The following is a 25,455-nucleotide window of genomic DNA, read 5'->3' on the forward strand; positions in this document are numbered from 1 at the left end:
TATACTTTTTGCTCATGGGTCAATCACTGGCTCAAGACTTTCAGGTAGTTTCGTTCAATATCCGCTATGGCACCCCCGGAGATGGCGAAAACAAGTGGAAGAGCCGAAGAGACCGGGTCATGTCTATTTTCAAAAAATACAAAGACGATATCATTGCCACTCAAGAAGCTCTCCCCCTTCAAATCGATGAGATTTTGGATGAGGTTTCGCAGTTAGATGTGGTGTATAGATCCAGAACCATCGATGAAAAAGGCGGAGAGTCCAATGCCATTTTTTATAATAAGAAAACCTGGCGGGTCATTGAAAGCGAAACCTTTTGGTTCTCTGACACGCCCTCTGAACCTGCCTCTAAAAGTTGGGGCAATACCCTGCCCAGAATAGCCACTTTGGTTGTCATGGAACACAAACCCTCTGGCAAGAAGCTTCGTCTGCTCAATGCTCATCTCGACCATCGCTCGGACAATAGCCGAGAGCGCAGTACGGAACTACTTCTGAGAAAGTTAATGACCGAGGTGGCAGAAATGCCAACTATTTTACTTGGCGATTTTAATGAAGAACCAGAGGGTGAGAATATTCTGAGATTAAAAGAATATTTTACCGATGCCTACTCAGGCAGCGAGTTGGAAGGCTGTACATATCACAATTGGAATGGCGGTAGCCACTGCCCCAGAATCGACTATATTTTTTATCTCAAAAGTGGGTTGAGACTTAAAGAGTTTGTCATAGACCGGTGGAAAAACAAATTCTTTTACCCCTCAGACCATTACCCCATAGTCGCTAGTTTTGCTTTTGAGCAGCCTTAGCCTTCTTACGGTTATTGATAAATACCCCTAAAAGTATGGCTGCAATACCTGTGATTTGTCCCAAAATAAGCTGCTCCCCATCGAGCAAACCCCATGTTAGGGCAACAATGGGTATAAGGTAAGTAACCGTGCTGGAAAATATAGGCGTGGTCATTTGCACCAGTTTATTGAAAAGGATGAGAGCCAACGAAGTACTCATAACTCCCAACAGTGCCACATAACCCAAAGCTCTGACGGCTTCCGGGCCGGAAGCTACTTTATTGGCAAAATCGGCATCGAAAGCCAGGTAAAGACCGGCCATTGGTCCCACCAAAAGAATACTGACACTGGTGATGACCAGGGGGGTTAAGTCGGCCAGGTAATACTTAATCACATTGAGGTTGGTGCCGTAACAGGCGGTGGCCAATACAATAAAAAGGGCGTAGAAATTGAATTCGCTCACCTCTCCTCCGCTTCCGGCAGTTAACAATACCACAGTACCAATAAACGCCAAAGCTATGCCCAGGTAGTTGGCGGTGGTAAACTTCTGGCTAAAAAAAACTGCGCCAATGGCGAGGGTAAAGATGGGAGTTAGCCCGTTAAGCACCCCGGTTATTCCACTATCCAGCCGGGTTTGCCCCAGGGCGAAAAGAAAAGCAGGAATAAAAGTACCCACCATACCTATGAGTAATAAAAGCTTGAGTTGGCGAGCCGAAAGTTTTCGAATACGAGGAATACTTATGGGCACCAAAAACAAACAGGCGGCTAAAATTCGTAAAGCTCCTACCTCACCCGGGGCATAAACCTCAAGCCCTCTTTTAATAAGAATAAAACTGGTACCCCATATTAAGGCCAAAACAATAAGAATAGACCAGGCGGCTACGTTGGTGTTTTTCATAGAATGTTAAGAAGCCCAAATGTATAGGAATTAGTTCAAGAAATGGAGAGATTTTTCCCCACACTATGGGGCAATCCTGTTCTGCCAAATCCTATACACTTCAGGTATGTCTTACACCACCGAATAGGCATCTTCAAACACACTACCTGCTTCGTCTAAAATAGCAAATAACTCATCGGGATTTTCTGACTCAACCAAGCGGGTACGGTAGGGCTTAAAGTTGGGTATTCCCCTAAAGTAGTTGGTATAGTGCCTTCTCATTTCATAAATACCCTGCTTTTCCCCCTTCCACTCCAGTGAAAAATCCAGGTGTTTCTTAGCGGTTCTCACACGCTCTTCCATAGAAGGAGGGTCTAGCAGTTGGCCCGTCTTCATGAAATGCTTTATCTCATTGAAAATCCACGGATAACCTATGGATGCCCGACCAATCATGATACCATCTACTCCATATTTCTGCTTGTATTCCAGCGCTTTTTGAGGAGAGTCTATATCGCCATTCCCAAAAATAGGAATGTGGATATCCGGATGATTCTTTACTTCTGCAATCTTGGTCCAATCGGCCACACCTTTGTACATCTGTACCCGTGTTCGACCATGAATTGTCAGGGCTTTGATGCCTACATCTTGCAGTCGCTTAGCCACTTCTACAATTCGGATAGTACTGTCGTCCCAGCCAAGGCGAGTCTTAACCGTTACCGGTAGTTGAACCTGCTTCACTATCTCTTCGGTCATTTTCTGCATTTTAGGGATATCGAGCAAAATACCGGCACCGGCACCCTTGCAGGCTACTTTTTTAACCGGACAACCGTAGTTGATATCGATAATCTCCGGCTGAGCTTCTTCGGCTATGGCCGCAGCCTGCCGCATAGACTCTATCTTATCGCCAAAAATCTGAATACCTATGGGGCGTTCATAGTCATAAATGTCCAGCTTCTGCACACTCTTCTCTGCGTTTCTAATGAGCCCCTCCGAAGAAATAAATTCCGTATACATAAGGTCGGCCCCATTTTCTTTGCAAACCGCCCTAAATGGCGGGTCGCTCACATCTTCCATGGGGGCCAACAGCAACGGAAATTCTCCAACCTCTATGTTTCCTATCCTTACCAAGTCCTATTCAAATTTTCGCGTAAATTTACGCCATTATGACGAGACTTGACAATGGCATAGACCTAACTGGCGGAAGAACTGAAAGTAGTTCCTTTTTAATCCTTCTCGGTTTGTTGGCAGCCGGCTTTTTTGTAGGTCAGTTTGTTGGTGGTTTAGTTGGGGCAATTCTGGCCCTAATCAACGGCATGGGGCTGGATGAATTCCAGAAGAACCCCGAAATCATGTTCGATTACCTGAGCCTGATAGAAGTATTGAGTACCCAAATACTTTACACGCTGGTCTTTACCTTTCTGGTACCCTGGTTTTACATAAAGATTTTTGCCGAAAAGAAGCTATCGACACTCAGCAATGAGACGAAAGTGAGGCCAATAGCGGTTGTTGTGGTGGTGCTTGCCACACTTACTTTTATGGTAGTAAACTCCTATTTCATTGAGTGGAACCAGAACATTAAGTTTCCGGAGTTTATGTCGGGCTTTGAAAAGTGGGCTCGCGAAACAGAAGACCAACTGGCCAAAGCCACTGAAAAATTCACCACTTTCAACAATTTTGGCGAGTTTCTATTCGGTTTTATTGCCATAGCCCTACTTCCGGGAATTGGCGAAGAGCTGCTGTTCAGAGGCTTGTTACAAAACAGTCTTCAACGCCTCTCTAAAAACAAACATTTGGCAATTTGGCTATCGGCCCTCTTGTTTAGTGCCATTCACCTTCAATTCTATGGCTTGGTACCGCGCATGCTATTGGGTGCCTTGTTTGGGTATTTTTATGTGTGGTCGGGCAATATATGGTACCCCATAATTGGACACATCGCCAATAACGGTATTCAGGTAATTTTGGTCTACACCGCTCAGGTTTCAGGTGCAGAGATCATTCTGGATGATTCAGAGACCATCCCAGTTGTAGGACAAATTGTAGCCGTTGTGTTCTTTATTGTCCTCATGTTTTTCTTTAGAAATGAGTATCTTAGACCAAAACGATTGGAGTGAGTAACTGGCAAACGGTTTATAGCACAACATTGCCTCACCAGGCCGAAATTGTGAAAGATTTGTTAATTAATGCCGGACTAGCAGCCATCGTTTTCAATCTTCAGGATCATTCTTACCGCATTGGTTCGCTTGAAGTAAAGGTTAAACGAGAAGATGTTTTGCGAGCCATCAAACTGATCAACGAAGATATAAGCTTCAGTCATGAGTAATTTATTGCAGCGTATTATTACTGCCTTTATTGGTGTTGCCGGCATAATTGCTGCCATCGCATACTCTCCTTATGGATTTGCTATAGTCTTTGCCCTGCTCATGTTGGCTTGCCTCAAGGAGTTCTATGGTTTAGCCAAAAAGGATGGGAAAAGCCCTTATGAAATTTGGGGCTTAGGTTTGGCACTGGCCCTTTTTAGCGGGCTTTTTGCCTTCTATCAGTTTAACCTTTCGGCCGAATATTTCTGGTTTTTGCCGGCTCTTTTTGCCATTGCCTTTATTTACCCGCTACAGACCATCAAAACATCTCATGCCATTAACTGCCTGGCCATTTCCATATTGGGTTTTGTGTATATAGCCTTTCCGTTTTCGTTGGTCAACGCCATAGCCTACATTGAAGGCGCCTATGCTTATCCGTTGGTTTTGGGCATTCTGTTTTTGCAGTGGGCCACCGACACCGGAGCTTTTTTTGCCGGAAGATCACTCGGCAAGCGAAAGCTTTTTGAGAAGGTTTCGCCCAATAAAACATGGGAGGGAGCCATGGGTGGCCTGGCTCTGGCCCTGGTTATTGCCTATTGTCTGCATCAGCTCTTCGGAATCATAAGCCTCTACGAATGGTTTGGACTGGCACTCATTACGGCAGTATTTGGCATATTGGGCGACCTGGTGGAGTCTCTTTTTAAAAGAACATTGGCCATAAAAGACTCTGGACGCATATTGCCGGGGCATGGTGGTTTTCTCGATAGGTTTGATGGGCTGCTGCTTTCTTTACCGTTCACTACCGCCTACCTTCACTTCATACTTTAATTCGAAAAATAAGGGCAATTCTGTTGGACATATTCGGTTAAAATTTCCTTAATTTTGACCCGTCTTAAACAACAAATACTCCCTATGGGTTACATAGAACCGGCTCCCATAAAGGATAAATCCAATCCTTTTGAGTCAATGATGTCCAGGTTCAATATTGCAGCCGAGGTGCTGGGACTGGACGAACAAGTTTACAACGTATTAAAGTCACCCTCAAAGCAAGTATCTGTTTCACTGCCGATCACTATGGACGATGGCTCCATTAAAGTGTTTGAAGGTCACCGTGTGATCCACTCGAACATTCTTGGGCCTTCTAAAGGTGGTATTCGCTATGCAATGGATGTACACTTGGATGAGGTAAAGGCGCTAGCCGCCTGGATGACCTGGAAATGTGCTGTAGTGGACATACCCTACGGTGGTGCCAAAGGAGGCATTAAGTGCAACCCAAGGCAAATGTCGGCCGGAGAAATTGAACGATTGACCCGCGCTTATACGCAAGCAATGACTGGTGTTTTTGGTCCAGACCGGGACATACCTGCCCCAGATATGGGTACCGGACCAAGAGAAATGGCCTGGCTGATGGATGAGTACTCACGCTCTATGGGAACCACAGTCAATGCCGTTGTAACCGGTAAACCGCTTGTACTAGGAGGCTCTTTAGGTAGAGTGGAAGCCACCGGACGCGGAGTAATGGTTTCGGCCCTTGCCGCCATGGAGAAGCTAAAAATCAACCCTTATCATGCCAATATTGCTGTTCAAGGATTTGGCAACGTAGGTTCATTTGCGGCCTTGTTGCTTGCCGAAAGAGGCTGTACTGTTGTAGCAGTGAGCGATATTTCCGGTGCTTACTACAACGAGAAAGGAATTGACATTAAGAAAGCCATTGAGTACCGCGACAACAACAAGGGCTCTTTGGAAGGTTGGGATGGTGCCGAATTGATGGCCGATGCCGAGGAACTTCTCTTACTTGACGTGGACGTATTGGTGCCAGCAGCTGTCGAAGATGTAATTCATTCGGGCAACGTAGATAAAATTAAAGCTAAGCTGATTGTTGAAGGTGCTAATGGACCTACTTCTGCAGAGGCCGACCGCGTAATCAACGAAAAGGGAATTATGGCTGTGCCCGATATTCTGGCAAATGCCGGAGGGGTTACAGTATCTTACTTTGAGTGGGTACAGAACCGATTGGGATATAAGTGGACTCGTGAGCGTGTAAACAGAAGATCTGACAGAATTATGAAAGATGCCTTCGATAAAGTTTACCAAGCTTCGCAAAAATACGACATCCCAATGCGTATAGCCGCTTATGTGGTAGCCATAGACAAGGTAGCTGAAACCTATAAGTTCAGAGGAGGATTTTAATCTTATGAAAATACACAAAGAAGGAAGAGGATTCTTAACGATCCTCTTCTTCGTTTTATTGGTATTGAACGCGACTGTTCTTTACCTTATTCAGGCCGCTCCTGCCATAGCAATTATTGTGGGTGGCATATCCTTAGTTGTTTTCCTTTTTTTCCTGCAGTTCTTCAGAGACCCTGCACGAAAGGTAGAACTCAATGAGAAGCACGTACTTGCCCCGGCCGATGGTAAGGTGGTAGTAATTGAAACCACTACAGAAGATGAATACTTTAAAGGCAAGGAACGCTTACAAGTGTCTATTTTTATGTCGCCTTTGAACGTGCACGTGAACCGAAACCCGGTAACAGGATTGGTGAAATACTTTAAATACCATCCGGGCAAATATCTGGTGGCATGGCACCCCAAGTCAAGCACAGAAAACGAAAGAACCACCATTGTGTACCAAATCCACAAAAACGTAGAGATACTCATCAGGCAAGTAGCCGGAGCTGCCGCCAGACGTATTAAGTGGTATTTGCATGAAGGCGACAGCGTGATTCAGGGCCGGGAATTTGGCTTTATCAAGTTCGGGTCGAGAGTGGATATTTTCCTTCCGCTTGATGCTGAAATTAAAGTAACCAATGGTCAGATTACCAAAGGTGGCCAGACGGTTATCGCAGAGCTGAAATAGTTTCTCGTCACCTTATTAACTTCGCTAAATTTTCTGATGACTTGTGGGGCATGGAGTCAGTCATTGTTGGTCAAAAACGGGAGTGAAAGGGGGAAGCTCAGTTCTGTAAAACTGGAACTGTCACAAGCCCATCGAAGTTCAACTTTCGAGGCAGCTCATTTTTCAGTGACATTTTATACTTTCTTCCTCCTTCGGTAACCCAGATCAGTGTATCCGATTCAATTTTCAAAGGATAAATTTCGTCTGACTGATAATAACCTTTGTATTTACCGTCAACAAAGACTATTGATCTGCTCACTCCTTTGCAGCTAATTCCTATGCTGGTGTGTGTTGCGAGTATAATAATATTTTGGTCAACTGAAACGATCTCTTCAATTTTCTGGTCACAGATTTCAGTTTCGGAAAACAGCACCTCAGGCTGCCCTTTATTGAGGTCATTAATTAACTTTTGGGTTAATGGAGAGAGTTTGGCTTCAATTTTAGCCTCTTGAGAACAACTCAATGAAAAAAGAGAACAAAAAAGAATAACCGATAGGATAGCACTTCTCATTGAAACAAACGTTAAAAAAGCTCTTCAACTATTCTCATGAGTTGCTCCAGATACTTCTGGTCTACCGAATCGAAATCGTTCAGTTGGTCAGAGTCTACATCAAGAATCAAAGCTACTTCTCCATTCTTAAAAGCCGGGAGCACAATTTCAGACTTAGAGTCTGAGCTACAGGCAATGTGCCCCGGAAACTCATCGACATTGGGTACCAAAACCGTTTCGGCCTTGGCCCAGCTAGTTCCGCACACCCCTTTTCCTTTTCTAATTCGGGTGCAAGCAATTGGCCCCTGAAAAGGCCCCAAAACCAGCTCATTGTCTTTCACCAAATAGAAGCCTACCCAAAAGAAACCCATGCCATATTTAAGTGCAGAAGCTATATTGGCCAAGTTGGCTGTAAGATCGGGTTCACCGGTTACAAGGGCTTTTATTTGCGGTATAAGCGTTTGGTATTTTTCTTCTTTCGTTGCGGTGTTATCGATAATAAGCTCTTCTGCCATGGTATTTAAAATTGAATGCAAAGGTAACTGAGAGAATGGAATTTCGGTTCAGAATTAAGGTTCAATGCTGGAAAAGTTCAGTCGGGCGTCAGTTTATCGATTCCGGTAAACCTTCAATTCATCGCCTGTTATATTGGATTCTGCAATAGGCCGACCGGAGAATCTGGGAGCCTCAATGCCTGTTCCAAAGTTCATACCTGATGTAAAAACCCTGGCTTCATCCCATAAATCGGCATTTATGAAGGCATTTAAAACAGCTGCTCCCCCTTCCACAATAACCGACTGTATTTTTCGCTCACCCAGGTCTTGAAGTAGGGATTCCAGAAATTGCTCCTCATCTAACTTTATCCATTCTATATTCTCTTTGTTGCCAGTCTTTTGACAGTTATAAATGAGAGTAGGAATGGAGCTATCAAAAAGTTGAAGTGCATTATCCAGCCTCAGTTTCCGATCAATGACAATCCGTATGGGGTTGGCCCCCACCCAACTTCTCACATTTAGGTTTGGGTTGTCATACAAAGCTGTTCCCGGGCCCACCAGAATGGCATCTTCCTCGGCTCTCCACTGGTGTACAAGGCTACGGGAATATGTGTTGCTAATCCACTTCGAATCGTAATTCTGACGAGCAATGTAACCATCGCCTGTCTGAGCCCACTTGAGTATAACATATGGTCGGTTTTTCTCTATGAGTGTAAAAAACCTAATGTTTTGTTCCCACGCCTCACTTTGCAGGCAGCCGGTTTCTACCTGAATTCCGGCAGCTTTCATTCTGTCAATGCCTTGTCCGCCTACGAGTGGGTTAGAATCAACAACGGCAATTACAACCCGCTTCACTTTCATACTGATAAGCAGATCGGCACATGGTGGTGTTTTACCATGGTGGGCGCAAGGTTCCAGGGTAACGTAGCACGTAGATTCAGGCAAAAGGCTTTTATCGGCCAATGAGTTAATGGCATTCACTTCAGCATGGGCCTCACCATACTTTCTGTGCCATCCTTCACCAATAATCTTGGCGTTATGGGTAATTACGCACCCCACCATAGGGTTGGGACTCACCCTTCCACGGCCATAAGCGGCCAGGTCAAGTGCCCGTTGCATAAAGCGAATATCGTCTGCACTAAAGTGGGAAGTGATATTTGCTTTACTTTGTATCATGTCTCAAAAGCCTGCGAAGGAATTGTTGCGCCAAGTTATTAATGAATTGGCAAACTTATACGAGGAGCGCGAGCTTACCTCATTGGCTCGGCATTATTTGCACGATCGCTTTCATGTAGATAGCATTAAACTGGCTCTGAACAGCCCGGTGCATTTCGATGAAAAACTGATGTCACACGACCTGAAACTACTCCGGGCAGCAACTCCCCTACAACACGTAGTTGGCTTTGGGGTGTTTTATGGGCGTAGGTTTAAGTGTGGCCCTGAAGCGCTGATTCCCCGACCTGAAACAGAAGAATTGGTGAGCTGGGTGATTCAGGGAATTGGAGAACTGAAAGATTCACAGGTGCGTGTTTTGGATATTGGAACCGGAACCGGGTGTATTCCAATAACACTGGCGCTTGAGCGGAAAGGCTTGAAGGTGGAAGGTCTTGATATTTCTAGTGAAGCTTTGGCTCTCGCACAAAAAAATGCTGAACAGCTAAAAGCCGATGTAACTTTTAGCCGGTTGGATATACTACAAGAAAACCTGATTGGCCGGTACCATGTAATTGTGAGCAACCCTCCGTATATACCCGAATCGGACAAAGCCCAAATGCACAGCAACGTTCTAGATTATGAGCCCGGCCTGGCTTTGTTTGTACCCAACAACGACCCTTTGTTGTTCTACAGAGTAATTGCACAAAAGGCTATGCCTGCACTTTTAGAAGGTGGAAGCCTTTATTTTGAAATACATGAAACCTACGGACATGAGGTGATGAAGCTACTTGAGAGTGAGGGATACCAAAATGTGAGTCTCAAGCAAGATATGCAAGGCAAAGACAGAATGATAAGAGCTCGTATTTAGATTTCTGATATGGGAATCTAGAAAGCCTAGAATCAATAATACCTCGATTTAAAATGGCTCCTTTTCATAAACCCTGGTCCACCTTTTTCAGTTGAGCAATCATTACAACATAGTCATCTTTGCCTGCTGCTGCGTGGAGCGTGAGAGCATACAAAGTATAATGGTTTAAAGAAAATTGGTGGTTCGTATGTGTTTTAGTGAGGGAACTACCAAAAGTTAGTCATATAACTTTACAGCCCCAATAACACCAACCCTCTGCAATCCAGACGCTGTCTATAGGTACCTATCTCTACTATTTTTTTCGAAGACCTACTATTTAAATAGTAATTCTACTATATTTATAGTAGATTAAGAATTATGAAAGAACTAACTAAAGCCGAAGAGCGCATAATGCAAATAGTATGGCGTCTTGAAAAGGCCTTCACCCGTGAAATATTGGAGGAGTTTAAGAAAGATGCTCCGAGTTATACTACAATAGCTACGGTACTTTCTGTGCTCGAACAAAAGGGCTTTGTTGCTCACGAAATGATGGGCAACAGCAAAAGGTATTATCCGCTCATCAGTAAATCCAAATATTCAGACTTTGCCATGAGCAACGTAATGAGCAAGTACTTTGAAGGTTCGCTCACCCGCCTTGTTTCATTCTTTGCCGATCGCAAGAAAATGGACATTGACGAGCTAGATGAAATCATTAAGATTCTGGAAAGCAAAAAGGAGGCAGAATGATTGATGCAGTGTTTTATTGGAGCTTAAAGGTCAGTATTATTCTAAGCATACTCTTTTTGGCCTACCTCATGTTGTTTCGGAATAACACGCAATTTCAATGGAGGAGAATACTCGTTTTGGGTATTCTCATACTGAGTGCCATTGCTCCCTACCTTTCATATAAGGTTACTGAAGAAGAACCTATTATTGTGCATGAGGCTCTTGCCCTTAAAACCAAGCTTGAAAATACTGCCACAAGCCTTCGCCCCTCACAATCCATCTCAAAAAACACAGATTCTAAAACAGTAAGGGCCAATCCTTCAATTTTTACCAGGCAAAGCTTCATAACCATTTACTCCATTGGTTTAGCCCTGTTTGCCTTGTTGCTGATTATAGAAATCCTCAGGCTCTTTATCTGGAAACTCATGTCGGGTAGAGATGTTATCCTTGGAAATAACATTTTAAGACATCCCTCTGTTAAAGCACCATTTTCTTACTGGAGTTGGATTTTTATACCGCAATTTAAGAATTACCCAGCCTCTACCTGGCACATCATACACCAACACGAAAAGGTACATATTCAACAAAAGCACAGTATAGACCTTATGTTTATGAGAGTCTTTCAGGCGCTACTTTGGTATAATCCGGTGGTATACTGGGTTCTCAGAGAATTAAAAACCTTACACGAAGCTCAGGTTGACCATAGGGTGCTAAAGAGTGTGCCTCTTGAGTCTTATGCCGAAACTCTTCTGAAAGTGACACTGCCCGGTTTCGAAGGTGGCGTATCCCATTCATTTGCGCGAATTTCCAGCCTATCTAAACGGATAAAACTTATGAAAACACACAAAACAACCATTCGAAAAACCATTCTGCTAAGTCTTGTTTACGGCCTCCTAGCCTTTGGGTGCCTCACCTGGACTTCTCTTTGGTCTCAAGAAAAGCAAACATCTTTTGAGTTCGATGTTTCTGCAGATACAAGTGCTTCTAAACAAACTAATATCTCAAACTCAAGCCTTCTGGCCAGTCTCTTCGAGTCGGGCTGGATTAACAAACTAACCACTGCTCACGAACGGGTCTTCCTCCTACTCAAATCGGAAAACCCAGACAAAAAAATTGCTTACCGATATTTTAAAGAAAATAACTTCCACCCTTACTTCGAATCATTTAAGCCCGGCTATAATCCCCTTTTCGTGGCTAAGCTTAATGAAGCTCAACAATCAGAACTAATTGGACTCCTGTTAGCAGATACTACCGGAATTACGTTTAACTCTGATAGAACTATCATAAACAAATGGACCTACTCCGATCTTTTTACAGAAAAACAGTTAAAAGACCAAATACTGCCAAACACCAAATACCTGATGATTTATGAGTCAACCCCCGTTTCATTAGAGTATGATGAAAGCAGTATTTTCTCTCCCGAAGAGGTGGATGTGCTACCCCAGGTAATGGGCGGTCTTGAAAACCTGGCTAAAACCATTGCTTTAGAAATTAAACTACCCGAAGGAATCGACCGCTCCAGGCTTCCGAAAACCATCGACTTTGAATTTGTTGTGCAGGGAGGCCAATCTATTTCGCACCTCAACCTGCTGACCGAAATGGCCGGATCAGACAAACGAAACAGGGCCTACTATCTTTTCTTCGGACAGGTTCACGACACTCTGAGAAGTAAGATTGCTTCACTTTATCCCTGGAAACGGGGAGTTAAAGACGGTAAAGAAGTATTGGTTCGGATGAAAATTTCTATTCCTACACGGTACATGATGTAGGATGTTTTGTTTAGTTAAGATTGAAGGGTGCGGCTTATATAGCAGGCACCCTTTGCTATTTCTCTTCTAAAGATACAAATCCGTCTTTATACTTTCAATCAACCAAAAAGGCCTTTGGTTAGACTCTACTCTCGCCTTACCATTTGTAGCACATGTAAGCTCAAAAGGTTCCAGATACATCTCGTTTTCCAGATTCTGATAAAAACCTTCGGTTTTAAAGAAAGTACCTTCTACCACAGGATGTACAGCAACTACATCGCCAATATTGAGCCACTTTTGAAACACTCCACGACTGGAATAAACCCACTTCTGATCATTATAATAAAGTACCGAATCGAACGTATCGGCATACAGTCGAATGGTATCCAGACAAGAACTATTAAAAGCATTGGCCAGCACATTTACCGCATTGTGTCCTAAATCTTTGAGGGCTATAAAAGCAGAAATCAGCAAATCGGCCGAATCGAAAACCAAAAGCTGCAATGGTGACTGGGCTTTGAGAGAAGGCCGTAGTTCTTCTACCTCATTGGGCCTGGCAATTACGGTATCTATTTTCACTCCCCACTTAAGCACAGCCCTTACTGCGTTGGACGTCACCACTACTTTGGGCGACCATTCCAGCAACAATTCAACAAACTCGAAACGCAAGGCTGAAGCATCATCGATCAGCAGCGCGGGTTCTTGCTCATCTCTAACTATGTGGTGAGAAGACATTTATACGACTCTGGCTTGTTGGGGCACACGAATACCTTCGTTGTGAGCAATTTCGCTCCATACCAACGCACTGGCTCCCAACACCGCGGCATTCTTATCCATCAGGTCGGACAACCTAATTTCAATCTTACCCTTGTAGCCAGGATACAGATATTCGTTAAACGATTTTTTGGTAGCCTCAATGAGTATATCGCCTGCCTTGGCTAAGCCTCCAAAAAGGAAAATGGCTTCGGGGCTGGTAACAGCCGCAGCATCGGCCAGCTTCAGCCCCAGTATATCACTGGTATATTCGTAGGCTTCAAGGGCTATAGGATCACCCTCCAGTGCCATTTCCGTAATCTTTTTCGCAGTTAACGACTCGTATGTATATGAACGAAGAGGCGTTTCTACATTGTTGGTAGCCAACAACTTAAACACGGTCCGTTTAATACCGGAAGCCGAGGCGTAGGTTTCTAAACACCCTCGTTTTCCGCAATTACACTCTCTCCCATCTGGATACACGTTGGTATGACCCAATTCACCCGCCAGGCCATCATGGCCATAAATGAGTTTACCCCGGGTTACTAATCCGGATCCCAGCCCAGTCCCCAGAGTTATCACAATAAAGTCGTTCATGTCTTTCGCTCCACCAAACACCTTTTCGCCTATGGCGGCCGCATTGGCATCGTTGGTAAGCACCATGGGCAGGTCAAAGTACTCGCGAAACATCTCTATAAAGGGAACAATGCCCTTCCAGTGAAGATTGGGAGCGTATTCTATGGTACCTTTATAATAATTGCCATTGGGCGCCCCTATTCCTATCCCCATAATTTCTATGGGCTCATTCAGCTTATCCAGGTTTTCCTGAATAGCCTGGCTCAAGGCATCGAGGAAAGGCTTAATTTCCTTGTGGGTATATGTTGGAATGGACCCTTCCATCAGGATATTACCCTCCACATCGCTCAGGCCAAACTTGGTAAAAGTTCCGCCAATATCTATTCCAATGGCTGTCTCTCTCATGACATCACTTTTTCATACCAATCACTACATATTGCGAATTAAGCCAAATTAATGCGTTCGCAAATGCGATGATTTAAAATTAGTACAATATGCAGATTCGCTGTTGATAAGCAGGAAAGGCCGAATGAGTTTTTAGGTAAACGATTGCATAAAAATAATTGGCCCTTACAGAGCTCCGGCACGTCATCAGGCTATCAGCTATCGGCATACTTTGAAACCCTTCGGTTGGCAAAAAAATTCCGGTGACAGTAACCGCTTTCGGGCTACCATCACCGGAAATACAATAGGCTGGACTTAGAAATTAAACCCTACAGAAAAAAGGAAGTTTGTACCAGCCTGTGGGTAGTAATAGTTTTCTCTTACCTCATAGTCAAGACCACCATAATAACCAAAGGTATAGCCATTGGACTCATACTCTACATTGAAAATGTTATTCACTAGCAGGCTTAGATCTATCTGGCGGATGAAGCGAGTAGCCAAGGTGTAGTTGAAGCGAACATCGTTGACAAAAAACGCATCGATTTTACGATTCTCATTAGAGGTATTGTCAAGATACTGATCGCCCACATACTTAGACAACAGACTAACTTCGAACGACTGCGCTGGAGTGAACGTAAGCTGTGCGCCCGCAATAACATTTGGCGAAAAGCTAATGTCGGTATCGTTAAACTGAGTTCTTACCTCATTGAACTCATCGAAGGCCGGCCCGTAGTCATAAATAATTTCTTCGAAGGCCTTAATTTTATTTCGGCTGAGCGTAAGGTTGGCCTGCCACTTGAACCACTCGGCAACTTGCATGCCTCCGGCCAGTTCTACCCCCATGCGGTAGCTGTCCGGCACATTGGTGCGAATACCCGCCCCCACATCGTTCACATCGCCAGTTAGTACAAGCTGGTTCTTGTAATCCATCAAATAATAGTTAACCTCAAAAGCTGCCTTAGCCGTTCTTTTTCTAAAGCCAAACTCTATGTTGTTGAGGGTTTCGTGAGATGGAGCCGTGCCTGGCACAGCATCAATAATATCTGATCGGTTAGGCTCTTTATTACCAACAGCAAAAGAACCATACAGAGCGGTCTGTTCACTTAAGTTGTAGGTAAGACCAAACTTGGGGTTAAAGAAGGTGTAGTTATGGTCGAAGTCTATAGTGCGCAAATCATTATCGGTCCCCTTTCCTCTGTAATGCACCGTTCTTATTTGTGCATCGGCAAACAAGTTGAGTTGTTCAGTAGCCTGCAAGTTTACCTTTAAATAGGTGTTGAAATCTGTTTTATCAGAGCGGCTCTCATACCAGCGATGGCGTATGTCTCCGTTGCTGGCATAGCGCGCCCATATTACTTCGCCAAAATGCAAACCATCATATTCGTTAAATGCTCCACCCAAGGTGGCTTGCACCTTAGAGGCCTCATAGTTCAGGTCGTAGGTAATTCCATAAAAATCATTGTCGAGCCACCTTCTTCTAATCAGATCTGTGGAGCTAATGGTAGAATTACCTACGGTTACTTCTTGCAAGCCATAATCTACCAGATCTTCATCGTCTTTGAACTCCTCAAAAAAACCGGCTCCCCGGGTGTAGTGCAATGCAGTGTTCAGGTTCCAACCTTCGGCCAGATTTTGGCTAAAATGAAGCTGATAATGATCTTGCCCGTAATCGTCTACCTGATTATCGTATAGGTAATAGTTGAATGTTCTACCTGAGTTTCTAAGGTTGGCGGCCTGTTGAGCGTTGTAGCCATTGTTGTCAATAACCTCTTCTATGCCTGCGGCATCGTTTCTCAACCTAGCCTCGGGAGTTCCCCACCAGCTCTGATAGGTTTTCTCATTTCCGGCAAAATGAATTAACTGAAGACTGGTTTTTTTACCGAAATAGCCTCCGGAAACATAGTAAGACTCAAGGTCTGAAGAGGCCCGGTCGATATAGCCATCTGATGCTATACGAGACAATCTCCCTTCAAATGCCCAGTTATTGGCCAATAGTCCGGTTGAGTAAATGGCATTGTATTTTTGCGTATTGTAAGAACCCACGCTGGTGTTTACCTGAGCTTTCGGTACAGAGCTCACTCCATTGGTCAAAAGGTTAATGGATGCGCCAAAAGCTCCGGCTCCGTTGGTCGATGTGCCCACTCCTCTTTGTACTTGTATGGAAGAGGTTGAAGATGCAAAATCGGGCATATTTACCCAATAAACTCCCTGCGATTCTGAGTCGTTTACAGGAATTCCGTTGATGGTAACGTTGATTCGTGTGGGGTCACTTCCTCTCACACGAATGCCTGTATAACCAACACCCGCCCCGGCATCGGAAGTAACTACTACTGAGGGAGTCCAGTTAAGCAAGAAAGGCAAGTCTTGCCCAAGGTTTTGCTTTTCAATTTCCTCAGCTGATACATTGGTAAAGGTGGTAGGCGTTTTTTCATTGGCCCTGGTGCCGGTAACAATTACATCTTGCAACTGTCGGGTGTCTGGCACTAACTCCAACAGAAGCTCTACCGTTCCGTTGACAGTTACTTTTTGCGACAGCTTCACATAACCAATCATAGATACCATGAGTGTGTAATTACCCGATGCAACATTGGGCAACTCAAATTCTCCACTCACATTGGTTACGGTACCCTGCTGTGACGGACTGAGCATAACACCGGCTCCAAAAACAGCTTCTCCCGTGGTGCTGTCTACCACTTTTCCTTTGATGTTGCTTTGAGCATACATCTGTGTGAACATCAGCATTAGAACCGATGCCACGAACAACTTTTTCATTGAATTGATTTTTAATGGTTCAACAATGGCGGCTAGGGGAAGCCAACCTAAAACGTTAGACCACCACGTCCCTGCGTCAGCATTACCTGCATCAGGTTCTATGGGTATAATCTCAGCCTGTATTTCATCCCGAATGAACGGGAAAAGGCACCCCTATTACTGGGCGCAAAAGTAAACTTAGTTTATCAAAAACGAAAAACTATTTTACCCTGACGCAAGCACTGGTTGTGCTATAGGATAGAATTTATTTTTTGAATGGCTGTTTCCAGCCTTTTTTGAAAAGAACCTTGCACTACCTCATATGCTACCCCATACTCTTTCAAGGCCTTTTCATACAAATCGAAAAGCTCAGGACGATTTTCGGGGCTTTCCCGTAGCGGATCCTCTTCATAGGGCACATCGTAGTAGGTGAGCAGGTAATAAGAGGCCTGATTCATGGATAGTTGCTGCAATATCCAAGGGTCGCAATGGCCATATTTAAACTCGCTCCAAATTTTAATAACAAACAGGTCGGTATCTAAAAACAGTAAGTCTTTTACCTGCTTTCTATACTTCCTTTCTTCACGCAACTGTCCTTCAGCAATTGCAATAAGGTCGTTTTGTATATAAGGTCTGTTAAGGTTGGTTAGAAATTCTCTTGAATATTCCGGCACCCAAAGGGTTTTATAGTGTGCGGCCAAAGCTTCAGTAAGAGTAGTTTTTCCTGTACTTTCCGGCCCCACTACGGCAATTGTAATCATTCGCTAATCGGGTTGAGGTGCATACTCTTTTTCCATGCCAGGTAACCGGCCACCGCCATTGAAATATACACCAGATATAAAACAGAGTAGAAATAAAGTTCTTTGTAAAAGTAGATGCCCGTAGCCAGTACGTCTATGGCAAACCAGTAGTACCAGTTGTCCAGTTTTTTTCTGGCCGTAAGCCACATGGCCGTTACGCTCAACATAGAAGTGGCACTATCCCAGTAAGGCAAGCTTGGTGCATCAATTCCTTCGAACCACACCGGCAGCTGCATTAAAAACTGGGCAAAGAGGTAAATAAATAGACCTGAAACAGCGAGGTATGTGAGACCCGAACCAAGCGAAAGTCGGGTAACAGGCAGGGCTTCTTGTTTCTTTTCCTTACCCTTAATCCAGTGTATCCAACCATAGACATTCAGCACCAAAAAGAAAATATGTAGCAACAAGTCGCCATATAATCGCGACTCATAAAAGACAAACAAGGAAATAATGGTGTAGATAATCCCGAACGGCCAGGTCCATATATTCTCCTTAATAAGGTAAACTACGGCCAGAATTCCGGAAACAAAAGCAATGAGGCCCCAAAAGTCAAAAGCTTGAACATTGGCGACAATATCCTGCCAAATCTCGTTTAGGTGCATGGCCCAAAGATATGATTAATTGGTATATTTCGTTGGTTGAAAAAACAAACATGGAAATGCTCAAAGCAATACTGGCCCTGATAGTGATAATGGTAATATTCCCAACGTTTATCACCGCACAAGAAAAAGAATACAATGTAGAGACCGAAAGCGTATCTGAATATGTAGATAAGATTTTGAACGGGCCTATAACCAAAGAAGGCCTGAGCAAAATGCCATACAAAATATGGTTCAACACCAATTACAAAACGTATCTGGTCGATACAGAAACCCTTAAAGACATTAGGAAGAAAAACCTCAAAGGGCTGCGTATTCTGGCTTTTATGGGCACCTGGTGTCATGATAGCAACCGCGAAATACCAAGACTCATTAGAGTTTGTGAAGAATTGGGCATAGCCGACCAGCTGGAATTGTATGGGGTAGATGTAAATAAAAAAAGCCGCTTAGAGAAAGAAAAGAACTGGGACATTAGAAAAACTCCGACCATCATATTCTTGCGCAACGGAGAAGAAATTGGGCGAATTTTGGAGGAACCGGAAGTTTCATTCGAACACTCCATGGAATTAATCATCAACCAAAATGCTAACTAATCAAAAAGAGCTCTTCAGTCTACCGGACGACATCACCTATCTCAACTGCAGCTATATGTCTCCGCAGCTTAAAGCGGTAGCCGAAGTAGGCGTTAGGTCTTTGTATGGCAAAGACGACCCCACCTCTGTAAAACCGGAAGACTTCTTTAATAATACTCGCGCACTCCGCACAGAGTTTGCCAAACTCATCAATGCCCGCTCCGAACAGCAATGTGCCATTGTGCCTTCTGTATCGTATGCACTGGCCAATGTGGCCAAAAACCTGAAAGCCGGTAAGGGAGACAACATTGTATTGGCCGATGAGCAATTCCCCAGCAATGTGTATGCATGGAAAGCGCTGGAAAAAGAAAGAGGAATTACCATTAAGTATATAACAGCGCCTCAACTAAAAACCGGACGTGGCCAAAGCTGGAATGAAAAACTGCTTGAAGCCATTGATACCAACACAAAAATGGTTGCTTGCGGGCATGTGCATTGGGCCGATGGCACCAAATTCGACCTGAAAGCCATTCGCAAAAGAGCCGATGAAGTAGGTGCCATTCTGGTAATAGACGGAACACAGTCCATTGGTGCCCTACCCTTTAATGTACAGGAATTCAAGCCCGATGCCGTAGTTGCAGCAGGCTATAAATGGCTAATGGGGCCCTACGGCTTGGGCGTAGCCTATTTCGGAGAATACTTTAACGAAGGCAGCCCTATAGAAAACAACTGGATGAACAGACTTCATAGTGAGGATTTTCGAAATCTGATTAATTACCAGAATGAATACCAACCCGGTTCAATCCGCTACGAAGTAGGCGAAAGTGCCAATTTCATTCTTACGCCTATGCTCACCAGAGCCATTCGTCAGATCAATGAGTGGGGACCGGCCAACATTCAGGCCTACTGTAAAAACATCACAGCCCCTTATCTCAAAGAATTGAAAGACTTGGGTATTCAGATTGAAGATGAAGCCTTCAGGGGAGAACATCTGTTTGGATTCAGGTTGCCGGAGCATATGAATATGGAAGAGGTAAGGCAACGTTTTGAAATACAAAGAATCTATGTCTCTATTAGAGGAAATTCCATTCGGGTTTCACCACATTTATACAACTCCGAAGCTGATCTGGAAAAATTAGTAGAGACCTTTAAGGTTAAAACTATGGTCTGAACGTGCCAGGCAGAAGATTGAAATTTATTTGTTGAAACATATTTTTTTCAATCCTACAATCTGCGTAATTTTGTCCGGCAAATAAAACCACGTATTTATTTGCTATGCCACTCGATACTGACAAATTCCTTTTTGAAGCACTGACCTATGACGATGTGCTTCTTCTGCCGGGTTACTCCGAAGTTCTTCCAAGAAATACAGTTACCAAAACATGGCTCACCAAGAACATTCAACTGAATATTCCATTGGTGTCGGCTGCTATGGATACTGTTACCGAATACAAGCTGGCCATTGCCATGGCCCTTGAAGGAGGCCTTGGGTTTATTCACAAAAACATGACTGTGGAGCAACAAGCTCTGCAGGTAAGAAAGGTGAAACGTTCTCAGAGTGGAATGATTTTAGACCCCATCACTCTGCACGTAGAAAGCACCGCCAGAGAGGCCGAGCAAATAATGCGTGAGAACAAGATAGGTGGTATTCCTGTGGTAGATGCAGACAAGCTTCTGGTAGGAATAGTTACCAACCGCGACATGCGCTTTATCAAAGACATGACCACCCCGGTCAGAGAAATAATGACCAGCGAAAACCTCATTACAGCCAAAATGGGCATTGGTCTTGACGAGGCTGAAGGGGTATTGGAGAAATACAAAATTGAAAAACTCCCCATTATTGACGAAAAAGGTAAGTTAACAGGACTTATCACCTACAAAGACATTCTTAAAAACCGAAACAGGCCCAACGCTTGTAAAGATGAGTACGGTCGTTTACGTGTGGGAGCGGCTGTTGGAGTTACTCCAGATATTGACGAGCGTATTCAGGCACTGGTCAATGCCGGAGTAGACGTAGTGAGCATAGACACTGCTCATGGGCACTCCAAAGGGGTGATTGATACGGCCAAGCGTATAAAAAAGGCATTTGCCAATTTAGATGTGATAGTAGGAAATATTGCTACAGCCGAAGCGGCAAAAGCCCTTGCCGATGCCGGAGCCGATGCCATTAAGGTGGGAGTAGGCCCGGGTAGTATCTGTACAACCCGTGTAATTGCCGGAGTAGGTATGCCACAACTTTCGGCCGTATATGAGGCCGCCAAAGCAGTGAAAGACGCAGGTATTCCGATTATAGCCGATGGCGGAATACGATACTCTGGCGATGTGGTTAAAGCCATAGCAGCCGGAGCCAACACCATAATGATTGGTTCGCTACTGGCCGGAACCGAAGAAGCTCCGGGCGAAGTAATACTCTACGAAGGCAGAAAATTCAAGTCTTACCGTGGCATGGGCTCTGTAGAAGCCATGGAAGATGGCTCTAAAGACCGTTACTTCCAGGATGCTGAAGACGATATTAAAAAATTGGTGCCTGAAGGTATTGTCGGCAGAGTGCCCTACAAAGGCCTGGTGCAAGAGGTACTTTATCAGATTACAGGAGGCTTGCAGGCCGGCATGGGCTACTGTGGTGCCGCCACAATAGAGGAGCTTCAAAAAGCCAAGTTTGTAAAAATAACCGGAGCAGGAGTGCGAGAAAGCCACCCTCACGATGTGTTCATTACTCGTGAAGCTCCAAACTATAGCCGATAACTCATTTCATACAGCCTGAGAATATTGGGCAAAAAAAGCGAGCGCCTAAAGGTACATGAAACCTCTCAGGCGCTCGCTTTGTGTTTTATGTGGAGGAATTTATTTACTCACACGCTTGCCCGACATAGGGAAAGTATCCTGCCCCATGTAAACAGCTCCATCCATAGTATCTCCATCAAACTGGCACTCAATCTCTGCCACCGTACCCATTACTTCAATACTTCCGGTGAGGTTTCTGTCCTGCACCGTTACGCCATTCATCTCCAGTACTCCAAACTGATCAGTTTCAAGACTGGCAGTGTAGGCTCCCGGGTTACCGCTAATTCGCATAGTACCTGAACTACCACCATCGGGCGTATTGACAAAATACTCCCATACTCCGGTTGGGTCATATACCTTAGCTTTAACAGCCTTTTTGGCCGAAGAATTAGTGGTGGTACCCGATGCAGCACAGCCTGCAAGCACCACAGAAAGCAGAGCAAAGGCACACATTATCTGTATCGATTTTTTCATTTTCATAACCATTGTTTTAGAATATCAGCGCATTGAAAATAGCACAATTTTTCTATAAAAAGAGGCTTTATGCCCTTCAAGAATTGTCTCAGCCAATATATACCACATTAATATCAAGCTGGTTTTGATTGTAAGCATTATGGCCTAACTTTGTGCCAATTTGTACCTAAGTCAACAAGTCGTTCTCTACCTAAAAAATGCCTAAAGACAACAGCATCAAGTCCATCCTAATCATCGGAAGTGGACCTATCATTATCGGACAAGCCTGTGAGTTTGATTATTCAGGATCTCAAGCCGCCAGATCGTTGCGGGAAGAGGGAATAGAAGTAACCCTCATTAACTCTAACCCGGCAACCATTATGACCGACCCGGTTATGGCCGACAACATTTACCTCAAGCCATTAACCAAAAAATCGATCATAGAAATTCTGGAAAAACACCAAATCGATGCAGTGCTACCTACCATGGGTGGTCAAACTGCACTTAACCTGGCCATTGACTGCGACAAAGCAGGGATATGGAAGAAATACGGGGTGCGCATAATTGGTGTAGATATTAATGCCATTGAGACCACGGAAGACCGTGAAAAGTTCAGGCATAAAATGATTGAAATTGGTGTAGACGTTTGCCGCGGAGAAACTGCCACCTCTTTCTTAAAAGGAAAAGAAATTGCTCAGGAAATTGGCTTCCCGCTAGTAATTCGCCCATCATTTACTTTGGGCGGTTATGGTGGCGGATTTGTAGATAATCCCGAAGAATTCAACGAAGCACTGAAAAGAGGTTTAGATGCCTCACCCATTCACGAAGTGCTAGTTGAACAAAGTATTCTGGGCTGGAAAGAATATGAGTTAGAGTTGTTAAGAGACAACCTTGGCAACGTTATCATCATTTGTTCCATCGAAAACTTCGACCCAATGGGGGTACACACCGGAGACTCCATTACTGTTGCTCCGGCCATGACACTGCCAGACACCGTGTATCAGAACATGCGCGACATGGCCATCAAAATGATGAACGCCATTGGCCAGTTTGCCGGAGGGTGTAACGTGCAGTTTGCCGTAAATCCCGAAACAGACGATATCATTGGTATAGAAATCAACCCACGCGTATCGCGCTCATCGGCACTAGCCTCGAAAGCCACCGGATACCCCATTGCCAAGATTGCCGCAAAACTCGCTATTGGATACAACCTGGACGAGCTAAAGAACCAGATCACTAAAACCACTTCGGCTTTCTTTGAGCCTGCACTGGACTATGTGATTGTGAAGATCCCACGTTGGAACTTCGATAAATTCAAAGGTTCCGATCGAAAACTAGGGCTTCAAATGAAGTCTGTAGGAGAAGCCATGGGTATTGGCCGCAATTTCCAGGAGGCACTTCAGAAAGCCTGCCAATCGCTGGAAATAAAAAGAAACGGACTTGGTGCCGATGGCAAAGAAGTGACCGATCAGGCCGCCCTGCTCCATAGCCTTGAAAACCCAAGCTGGAACAGGCTTTTCCATATTTACGATGCCTTTAAACTAGGTATCCCGTTCAAAACCATTCAGAAGAAAACCAAAATCGATAAGTGGTTCCTTCAGCAAATTGAAGAACTTATTGAGCTTGAAACTGAAATTGAACAATATTCACTCGATACCTTACCCGAGCGCCTGTTGAGAACAGCCAAAGAAAAAGGCTATGCCGACCGACAAATTGCTCATCTACTGAAATGCTGGGAAAGTGAGGTGTTTAAGAAAAGACACGAGTTGGGCATTAAGCGGGTGTACAAGCTGGTAGATACCTGCGCGGCCGAATTCGAAGCCCAAACTCCATACTACTACTCTACTTTCGATCAGGAAAACGAATCGGAGGTAAGTAACAACAAGAAAATTATAGTGCTTGGCTCTGGCCCGAACCGAATCGGACAGGGAATTGAGTTTGACTATTGCTGTGTGCACGGCTTGTATGCAGCCAAAGAGTGTGGCTATGAGACCATCATGATCAACTGTAACCCTGAAACGGTTTCGACCGATTTCGATACAGCCGATAAGCTCTACTTTGAACCCGTATTCTGGGAACACATATACGACATCATTCTGCACGAAAAACCTGAAGGTGTGATTGTGCAATTGGGTGGTCAGACCGCGCTTAAACTGGCTGAAAAACTAGACCGTTATGGCATTAAGATTATAGGCACGAGCTTCGAAGCACTCGACCTGGCCGAAGATCGCGGAAGATTTTCTACCCTCCTGGCCGAAAACAATATTCCTTACCCTAAGTTCGGGGTAATTGAAGATGCTGACGAGGCCCTTGAGCTTTCTAAAGAACTTGGCTTTCCTCTGCTGGTAAGGCCTTCTTACGTATTGGGAGGTCAAAGCATGAAGATTGTGATCAACGAGCAGGAGCTAGAAGAGCACGTAGTGAACATTCTCAAGGACATTCCAGGCAACAGAGTGTTATTAGACCACTTCCTGGACGGAGCCATAGAGGCGGAGGCCGATGCAATCTGTGACGGTGAAGAGGTTTATATCATAGGCATAATGGAACACATTGAGCCGGCCGGAATTCACTCGGGCGACTCGTATGCTGTATTGCCTCCATATAGCTTGGGCGACTTTGTAATGCAACAAATTGAAACCATTACTAAAAAGATTGCTCTGGCTCTAAAAACCGTTGGCCTGATTAATATTCAGTTCGCCATTAAGAATGATACCGTTTACGTGATTGAGGCGAACCCACGAGCCTCACGAACCGTTCCATTCATAGGCAAAGCTTACCAGGAACCTTATGTGAATTATGCCACAAAAGTGATGCTCGGTGAGAAGAAGCTGAAAGACTTTGAATTTAAGCCGGTTAAGAAAGGCTACGCCATTAAAGAACCGGTTTTCTCATTCCACAAATTCCCGAATGTGAATAAGGAACTTGGGCCTGAGATGAAGTCTACAGGAGAAGCCATCTACTTTATCGATGATTTAATGGATGACTACTTCCTGGATATTTACTCAAAACGTAACCAATATTTAAGTAGATAAAGTTGATTCGGTTAATCCTTATTTTCGTCCTTATTTTCTGGGTCATACGATCCGTTTTTAGGTTGTTTTCTGTGGGGCTCGGACAAGCCCAGCAACAACAACATAGAGGTTTTTCCAACAGCGGCAGATCGCACAGAAAACCTTCTGATGGAAATGTAAACATTGACTATGCCCCGAAAAAACCTTCGAAAAAGTCTTCGGAGAACTACAAAGGTGGAGACTACGTAGATTATGAAGAGGTGAAATAAGCCAGTATGATATAAAAAAGGGGCGATTTGAAATCAAATCGCCCCTTTTTTGTTTATGCATATTTTACTTAAACATTTGAATTGAACCCAAATAGAAAAGTCGAGCATGCCGCAACCAATTTTAAATAAACTTTTAGGGTTACTCATCTAGATCGCATTAGTTAGATCCCAGTATACTAGCCACAAGCTGT

The 25,455-nt window shown here is 44.3% G+C and carries 25 protein-coding genes and 1 riboswitch; of the genes, 14 read left to right on the forward strand and 11 right to left on the reverse strand.

The window, feature by feature from the left end; all coding sequences use genetic code 11:
- Positions 1–14: 14 nt before the first annotated feature.
- The gene (locus B3O12_RS02405; protein ID WP_286755163.1) at positions 15–803 is read left to right on the forward strand and encodes an endonuclease/exonuclease/phosphatase family protein; all 789 of its coding nucleotides are present in this window, start codon (positions 15–17) and stop codon (positions 801–803) included.
- Here B3O12_RS02405 and B3O12_RS02410 read toward each other — a convergent pair.
- A complete protein-coding gene (locus B3O12_RS02410; RefSeq protein WP_286755165.1) occupies positions 778–1,680 on the reverse strand; it encodes a DMT family transporter in 903 nt (300 codons plus the stop codon). The two genes, B3O12_RS02405 and B3O12_RS02410, sit on opposite strands and share 26 nt — an antisense overlap.
- Before the next feature lie 111 nt (positions 1,681–1,791).
- Positions 1,792–2,787 (reverse strand): tRNA dihydrouridine synthase DusB, encoded by a 996-nt coding sequence (dusB, locus tag B3O12_RS02415; protein WP_286745977.1) that lies wholly within the window; start codon positions 2,785–2,787, stop codon positions 1,792–1,794.
- A 35-nt stretch (positions 2,788–2,822) separates the two neighbouring features.
- Between dusB and B3O12_RS02420 the strand changes: the two genes are divergently transcribed.
- The 5 genes from B3O12_RS02420 to B3O12_RS02440 all read left to right on the forward strand — a co-directional run bounded on the left by B3O12_RS02420 (position 2,823) and on the right by B3O12_RS02440 (position 6,813).
- Complete coding sequence (locus tag B3O12_RS02420; RefSeq protein WP_286745979.1) at positions 2,823–3,770, forward strand: CPBP family intramembrane glutamic endopeptidase; 948 nt, start codon at positions 2,823–2,825, stop codon at positions 3,768–3,770.
- A complete protein-coding gene (locus tag B3O12_RS02425) occupies positions 3,767–3,979 on the forward strand; it encodes a DUF2007 domain-containing protein (RefSeq protein ID WP_189631533.1) in 213 nt (70 codons plus the stop codon). Before B3O12_RS02420 ends, B3O12_RS02425 begins: the two co-directional genes overlap by 4 nt.
- The gene (locus B3O12_RS02430; protein WP_189631534.1) at positions 3,972–4,784 is read left to right on the forward strand and encodes a phosphatidate cytidylyltransferase; all 813 of its coding nucleotides are present in this window, start codon (positions 3,972–3,974) and stop codon (positions 4,782–4,784) included. Before B3O12_RS02425 ends, B3O12_RS02430 begins: the two co-directional genes overlap by 8 nt.
- An 84-nt stretch (positions 4,785–4,868) precedes the next feature.
- A complete protein-coding gene (locus B3O12_RS02435) occupies positions 4,869–6,146 on the forward strand; it encodes a Glu/Leu/Phe/Val family dehydrogenase (RefSeq protein WP_189631535.1) in 1,278 nt (425 codons plus the stop codon).
- A gap of 4 nt (positions 6,147–6,150) precedes the next feature.
- Positions 6,151–6,813: a phosphatidylserine decarboxylase family protein gene (locus B3O12_RS02440; RefSeq protein ID WP_189631536.1), complete on the forward strand. Its 663-nt coding sequence runs from the start codon at positions 6,151–6,153 to the stop codon at positions 6,811–6,813.
- A gap of 97 nt (positions 6,814–6,910) precedes the next feature.
- Here the strand turns inward: B3O12_RS02440 and B3O12_RS02445 are convergent, their stop codons facing one another.
- The 3 genes from B3O12_RS02445 to ribD all read right to left on the reverse strand — a co-directional run bounded on the left by B3O12_RS02445 (position 6,911) and on the right by ribD (position 9,012).
- Entirely contained in the window at positions 6,911–7,363 is a 453-nt protein-coding gene (locus tag B3O12_RS02445) for a hypothetical protein (RefSeq protein WP_189631537.1), read from the reverse strand.
- Between the two features lie 11 nt (positions 7,364–7,374).
- Positions 7,375–7,857: a GAF domain-containing protein gene (locus tag B3O12_RS02450; RefSeq protein WP_189631538.1), complete on the reverse strand. Its 483-nt coding sequence runs from the start codon at positions 7,855–7,857 to the stop codon at positions 7,375–7,377.
- Positions 7,858–7,950: 93 nt separating this feature from the next.
- Positions 7,951–9,012 (reverse strand): bifunctional diaminohydroxyphosphoribosylaminopyrimidine deaminase/5-amino-6-(5-phosphoribosylamino)uracil reductase RibD, encoded by a 1,062-nt coding sequence (ribD, locus tag B3O12_RS02455; RefSeq protein WP_286755166.1) that lies wholly within the window; start codon positions 9,010–9,012, stop codon positions 7,951–7,953.
- 46 nt (positions 9,013–9,058) lie between these two features.
- Between ribD and prmC the strand changes: the two genes are divergently transcribed.
- The 3 genes from prmC to B3O12_RS02470 all read left to right on the forward strand — a co-directional run bounded on the left by prmC (position 9,059) and on the right by B3O12_RS02470 (position 12,333).
- On the forward strand, positions 9,059–9,859 hold the full coding sequence (gene prmC / locus B3O12_RS02460) for a peptide chain release factor N(5)-glutamine methyltransferase (RefSeq protein WP_286755167.1): 801 nt from the start codon (positions 9,059–9,061) through the stop codon (positions 9,857–9,859).
- Positions 9,860–10,216: 357 nt separating this feature from the next.
- The gene (locus B3O12_RS02465; RefSeq protein ID WP_189631541.1) at positions 10,217–10,585 is read left to right on the forward strand and encodes a BlaI/MecI/CopY family transcriptional regulator; all 369 of its coding nucleotides are present in this window, start codon (positions 10,217–10,219) and stop codon (positions 10,583–10,585) included.
- The gene (locus B3O12_RS02470) at positions 10,582–12,333 is read left to right on the forward strand and encodes a M56 family metallopeptidase (protein WP_189631542.1); all 1,752 of its coding nucleotides are present in this window, start codon (positions 10,582–10,584) and stop codon (positions 12,331–12,333) included. The genes B3O12_RS02465 and B3O12_RS02470 overlap by 4 nt, the downstream gene beginning before the upstream one ends.
- Before the next feature lie 66 nt (positions 12,334–12,399).
- Here the strand turns inward: B3O12_RS02470 and B3O12_RS02475 are convergent, their stop codons facing one another.
- From B3O12_RS02475 to pnuC, 5 genes are all read right to left on the reverse strand, one after another.
- Positions 12,400–13,047 (reverse strand): hypothetical protein, encoded by a 648-nt coding sequence (locus tag B3O12_RS02475; protein WP_189631543.1) that lies wholly within the window; start codon positions 13,045–13,047, stop codon positions 12,400–12,402.
- Positions 13,048–14,046 (reverse strand): ROK family protein, encoded by a 999-nt coding sequence (locus tag B3O12_RS02480; RefSeq protein ID WP_286755168.1) that lies wholly within the window; start codon positions 14,044–14,046, stop codon positions 13,048–13,050.
- A 294-nt stretch (positions 14,047–14,340) separates the two neighbouring features.
- Positions 14,341–16,797 (reverse strand): TonB-dependent receptor, encoded by a 2,457-nt coding sequence (locus B3O12_RS02485; RefSeq protein ID WP_286755170.1) that lies wholly within the window; start codon positions 16,795–16,797, stop codon positions 14,341–14,343.
- 50 nt (positions 16,798–16,847) lie between these two features.
- A riboswitch (TPP riboswitch) is annotated at positions 16,848–16,962 on the reverse strand.
- 65 nt (positions 16,963–17,027) lie between these two features.
- The gene (locus B3O12_RS02490) at positions 17,028–17,537 is read right to left on the reverse strand and encodes an ATP-binding protein (protein ID WP_286755171.1); all 510 of its coding nucleotides are present in this window, start codon (positions 17,535–17,537) and stop codon (positions 17,028–17,030) included.
- A complete protein-coding gene (gene pnuC, locus B3O12_RS02495) occupies positions 17,534–18,178 on the reverse strand; it encodes a nicotinamide riboside transporter PnuC (RefSeq protein ID WP_189631547.1) in 645 nt (214 codons plus the stop codon). The genes B3O12_RS02490 and pnuC overlap by 4 nt, the downstream gene beginning before the upstream one ends.
- Before the next feature lie 11 nt (positions 18,179–18,189).
- Here pnuC and B3O12_RS02500 point away from each other — a divergent pair, with 11 nt between their 5' ends.
- The 3 genes from B3O12_RS02500 to guaB all read left to right on the forward strand — a co-directional run bounded on the left by B3O12_RS02500 (position 18,190) and on the right by guaB (position 21,492).
- On the forward strand, positions 18,190–18,768 hold the full coding sequence (locus B3O12_RS02500) for a thioredoxin family protein (protein WP_286755172.1): 579 nt from the start codon (positions 18,190–18,192) through the stop codon (positions 18,766–18,768).
- Positions 18,758–19,918: an aminotransferase class V-fold PLP-dependent enzyme gene (locus tag B3O12_RS02505; protein WP_286755173.1), complete on the forward strand. Its 1,161-nt coding sequence runs from the start codon at positions 18,758–18,760 to the stop codon at positions 19,916–19,918. The genes B3O12_RS02500 and B3O12_RS02505 overlap by 11 nt, the downstream gene beginning before the upstream one ends.
- Before the next feature lie 104 nt (positions 19,919–20,022).
- Complete coding sequence (gene guaB, locus B3O12_RS02510; RefSeq protein WP_189631550.1) at positions 20,023–21,492, forward strand: IMP dehydrogenase; 1,470 nt, start codon at positions 20,023–20,025, stop codon at positions 21,490–21,492.
- Positions 21,493–21,591: 99 nt separating this feature from the next.
- Here the strand turns inward: guaB and B3O12_RS02515 are convergent, their stop codons facing one another.
- Entirely contained in the window at positions 21,592–22,005 is a 414-nt protein-coding gene (locus B3O12_RS02515) for a hypothetical protein (protein ID WP_189631551.1), read from the reverse strand.
- 197 nt (positions 22,006–22,202) lie between these two features.
- On the opposite strand from B3O12_RS02515, the gene carB reads away from it, so the two are divergent.
- Both carB and B3O12_RS02525 read left to right on the forward strand, forming a co-directional pair.
- Positions 22,203–25,016: a carbamoyl-phosphate synthase large subunit gene (gene carB, locus B3O12_RS02520; RefSeq protein ID WP_189631552.1), complete on the forward strand. Its 2,814-nt coding sequence runs from the start codon at positions 22,203–22,205 to the stop codon at positions 25,014–25,016.
- Between the two features lie 2 nt (positions 25,017–25,018).
- Entirely contained in the window at positions 25,019–25,264 is a 246-nt protein-coding gene (locus B3O12_RS02525; RefSeq protein WP_286755175.1) for a DUF4834 family protein, read from the forward strand.
- The last annotated feature ends 191 nt before the right edge of the window (positions 25,265–25,455 follow it).

This window comes from Roseivirga sp. UBA838 (assembly GCF_002296035.1).
GTDB lineage: Bacteria > Bacteroidota > Bacteroidia > Cytophagales > Cyclobacteriaceae > Roseivirga > Roseivirga thermotolerans.